This window comes from Flavobacterium sp., from assembly GCF_003525665.1.
Lineage (GTDB): Bacteria > Bacteroidota > Bacteroidia > Flavobacteriales > Flavobacteriaceae > Flavobacterium.
The window spans coordinates 1-3,337 of the sequence record NZ_DQDX01000097.1 but is presented as its reverse complement, the minus strand read 5'-3'; the positions used below and the strand labels follow the sequence as shown (position 1 = coordinate 3,337).

The 3,337-nt window shown below is 27.2% G+C and carries 5 protein-coding genes; all 5 read right to left on the bottom strand.

Going from position 1 to position 3,337, the window contains the following annotated elements:
* Nucleotides 1-49: 49 nt before the first annotated feature.
* On the bottom strand, nt 50-1,708 hold the full coding sequence (locus tag DIU01_RS07180; protein ID WP_290832946.1) for a DUF262 domain-containing HNH endonuclease family protein: 1,659 nt from the start codon (nt 1,706-1,708) through the stop codon (nt 50-52).
* Nucleotides 1,709-1,770: 62 nt separating this feature from the next.
* Entirely contained in the window at nt 1,771-2,112 is a 342-nt protein-coding gene (locus DIU01_RS07175) for a hypothetical protein (protein WP_290832944.1), read from the bottom strand.
* Between the two features lies 1 nt (nt 2,113).
* A complete protein-coding gene (locus DIU01_RS07170) occupies nt 2,114-2,620 on the bottom strand; it encodes an SH3 domain-containing protein (RefSeq protein ID WP_290832942.1) in 507 nt (168 codons plus the stop codon).
* Nucleotides 2,620-2,847: a hypothetical protein gene (locus DIU01_RS07165; protein WP_290832940.1), complete on the bottom strand. Its 228-nt coding sequence runs from the start codon at nt 2,845-2,847 to the stop codon at nt 2,620-2,622. The genes DIU01_RS07170 and DIU01_RS07165 overlap by 1 nt, the downstream gene beginning before the upstream one ends.
* Nucleotides 2,848-2,899: 52 nt before the next feature.
* Nucleotides 2,900-3,337: hypothetical protein (locus DIU01_RS07160; protein ID WP_290832938.1), on the bottom strand; the 438-nt coding region annotated here is incomplete at its 5' end.

The following is a 3,337-nucleotide window of genomic DNA, read 5'->3' as shown; positions in this document are numbered from 1 at the left end:
ATGGTGGTTGTGCAACAGTTACTGCTGTTACCTGCTGTGTTGATACGGTTTACAAGTTTGTCGTGTCAAAATATTTTTTAGCAAAGTCAGATATTCGTTGATGTCTGTCGGCTATTTCTATTTCAGTCCAAACAGTTTTTTCTCTAATTTCTGTATAACTCGATAGGGCAGTGTCTTGGAAAAGTTCGCTTTTCTTTTCAAAAGATTTATTGCCAAATTTGCTGTTTTGACTTTGTGTTAATAAAGCCAAATTGCCTACAAGCTGTAGAAAATTCTTTTTAAAATCTTCGCTATATACTTCGTCTGTAGGATTTTGTGGTTTAATGTGTTCAATTGTGTATTTGTTGTAAAGTTCTTTATCTAACAACGCACCTGAACGATTTATTTGTCTTAAATGATTTTCATATTGCCATAACACAAAGCGTATTGTATTACGATTATAATGCCATTTTTCGTTGTCAAAATAATTGATAATTATATTTTTGAATCTGTCGCCATCATTCCAATACCATTTAAAACCTGTTTCTGTTACATTCTTTATGTCTTGATATAAGTTGTCAAGATTGTAAATATCAGATGGGTTAAAATATCGTTTAGCATAATGTGGTAAATAATCTGTTCGATAGTCGCCCAATTTTAATTTGAAACAAAGAATTTCAAGTAATTTTAATATTCGCTTGAACGTATCGCCTGAAACTTCTCCTTTGTTGAATAATGTAAGTAAAACCAATTTCCAATTTGCTTCGTTGCCAACAAAAAACAAGTTTGTAATTTCAGAAATGTTTTTATTACTAACAATGCTTTTCGCACTATGTGTTAATTCTACAAAATTTTCAAAGAATGATTTTATCCATTTTGTTTTATTTTCTTCTTTGTTTAATTTTTCTTTGATTGCTTCAATATTGCCATTAATGTTAAAGAATAAATTGCAATAGTTGTCTAAAAGTTCGCTTTCTGTGAAATAACTTTCAACTGCTTCAATGTGACGATAGGTTTGAGAAATTTCTCGCTGAATATCTGCAATGTCATTATTTGCTTGAACGTCATTTGTACTTTGTATATAAATTTGGTGCATCAAATAAGCCTTGATAACCTCAAATCTTGATAATTCTTTACCTCGGTTGTTTTGGTATTCAAAAACCTGCGTAGCTTCTACTTTGTTTGTTATATAAAATGTACTAATTACAGCGTTTTCTAATGTCTGTTGAACCAAATACAAACTGTTTGAGTCAAGTTTTGTTAATTCGGTTTCAAAAAAATTGAACGCTTCGATAATTCTTTTTTGAGAAATTGTTTCAGTATCATCAATTGAAGAAACCAAATGTTTTTGGCTTACTTTTTTGAAAATAATTTGGTCATCTTCAATTGTTCTAAAAATATCGGTTAAATATGTTTCTTTTATTCCGTCAATATTTATTCCGTTTTTTTCTTGAATTTTTGCAATTGCAGAAAGAAATAAAATTGTAGTTGTTAAGCGTTGTTGCCCATCAATAATGAAAAGAGTTTCGCCATCTTTTTCAAATAGAAATTGACCTAAATAATATCGTTTACTTTTTTGTTCTAAAAGGTCTTCAAGAAATTGAGAGCATTGTTTGCTTTCCCAACTATATGCTCTTTGATAAGCTGGAATTCTAATACTTTCAGACGATTCAAAAAGTGATTTTATATTTTCCGCTGTTTTGTTTTCAATTTGTGATTCGATTTCCATTCAATTTTGTTTTTAGTAATAGTATTAAAGGTGGCGAAGCCACTTTTAATGCTATGTTTTTTTTAAGAAAAAATTATATGATTATTTCTGCCCTTATTGTATTCAAATAAAGAGTTTTTGAATGCTTCAGTATCATTTTTTGACAAGTATTTGGCTTCAACCCAACCACCTGTTGCTTTTATACTAATATTTGCCCCAAAAAGATGTTCGTCAACTCTTATGTTTCTAATAAAACGAAAAGCAATGATGTTTTTATTAATTCCAATGAAATACCAATTTCTTTTTTCTACAGTAATGGTTTCATTTTCATAATCTACAGTTAATACCCAAGGATTTATTATGTGGGCTAATTGTCCATTGAAAAATAATGCAATTAAGGAAGATTTTGATTTTATTAAATTCATATTAAAATGTTTTTACCCAAGATATAATTCCTGCCACTAAAGCTATAACTAAACTTATTATAAGTGCATAAATTCCGTCAACAATATAATCTTTAAAATTCATATCATATTCTCGATAACCTTTGGAACGTCTACCATCTTTAACTCTTCCTTTTAAACTTCTATATCCTAATAATAAAATTAGTGTAATAATAAAGGAAGTTGAAAAAGCTTTAGTGAAACCATATTTGAAGCCACTTTTTATTTGAGTTTCATTTGGTTTTATTTCTTCAAGATAATTTTTGTTTACATAGCCATCTTTTTCAGAAATTGTTATTTTTATCCAATCTCCATTATCCGAAATTGATTTTATTGTATCTTTTTCATTTAATTGTCCAATAACTTTTGAGTTTTTGTTTGTTTCCTCTCTTACATTTAAAGTTTTAGCTTTTACAATATAAGTTTGTGAAATTACAAGTTGAGTTATGAAAAATGCAAAAATGAAACATTTTAGTTTAAATATTTTCATTATGATATTAGGTAAAGAATTAAACCAACGATTATAAATGAATAAAGAAACTCAAGGTAAACATTCCTCTCGTTTTTCTTAATTGATTTTTCAAGTTCAGATGCTCTCCAAATATTATTCTTTTTTCTTTCTATTTCATTTTCAATTTTAGAAATATTTGATTTTGCATAATCAATATCGTCAATATGTTGGTCTAATAAATCTACTATTTGTTGTATTTTTTCCATTGCTTATTTATCTTAATTGAAAACTTGTAACTAAATCGTTTTGAATATTTATTTATAATCTAAATGTGCCATCATTACCACGATTATTTATTTTATCATAAAAATATGTCTCCCATTTATTGTCAGCGTCAGAACTTTCATTTATTTTTTCTGGATTTCCGATAAAGTAGCCAAGAAAAACTTTATGTAAACCAACAAAAGGCTTTTCATTATTGACTAATTCATTCGTGTTTTCAGCACCATATAATTCAATTAATTTTTCTTTTATTAAATTAAATTGTTGCCTTTTTATTTCATTTGTTTTATTAATTGCATTGTCTAAGTTGCTTTCAGTTTCAGTTAATTTATTATTCTCATTTGTAATTTGCTCTCTTACTATCTCTTTCGAAATATTTTTAAGATTTTCTTTCGAGTTGTTATTTAAAATTAATTTATCATCCTTTATTTGCTTTTCAATTTTAAAAATTGAAGATATTCTATAGTATAAGAT

Bases quoted from the DNA above. Each gene is read 5' to 3' on its own strand.
- DIU01_RS07180 (WP_290832946.1), bottom strand. From the start codon at position 1,708: ATGGAAATCGAATCACAAATTGAAAACAAAACAGCGGAAAATATAAAA.
- DIU01_RS07165 (WP_290832940.1), bottom strand. From the start codon at position 2,847: ATGGAAAAAATACAACAAATAGTAGATTTATTAGACCAACATATTGAC.
- DIU01_RS07175 (WP_290832944.1), bottom strand. From the start codon at position 2,112: ATGAATTTAATAAAATCAAAATCTTCCTTAATTGCATTATTTTTCAAT.
- DIU01_RS07170 (WP_290832942.1), bottom strand. From the start codon at position 2,620: ATGAAAATATTTAAACTAAAATGTTTCATTTTTGCATTTTTCATAACT.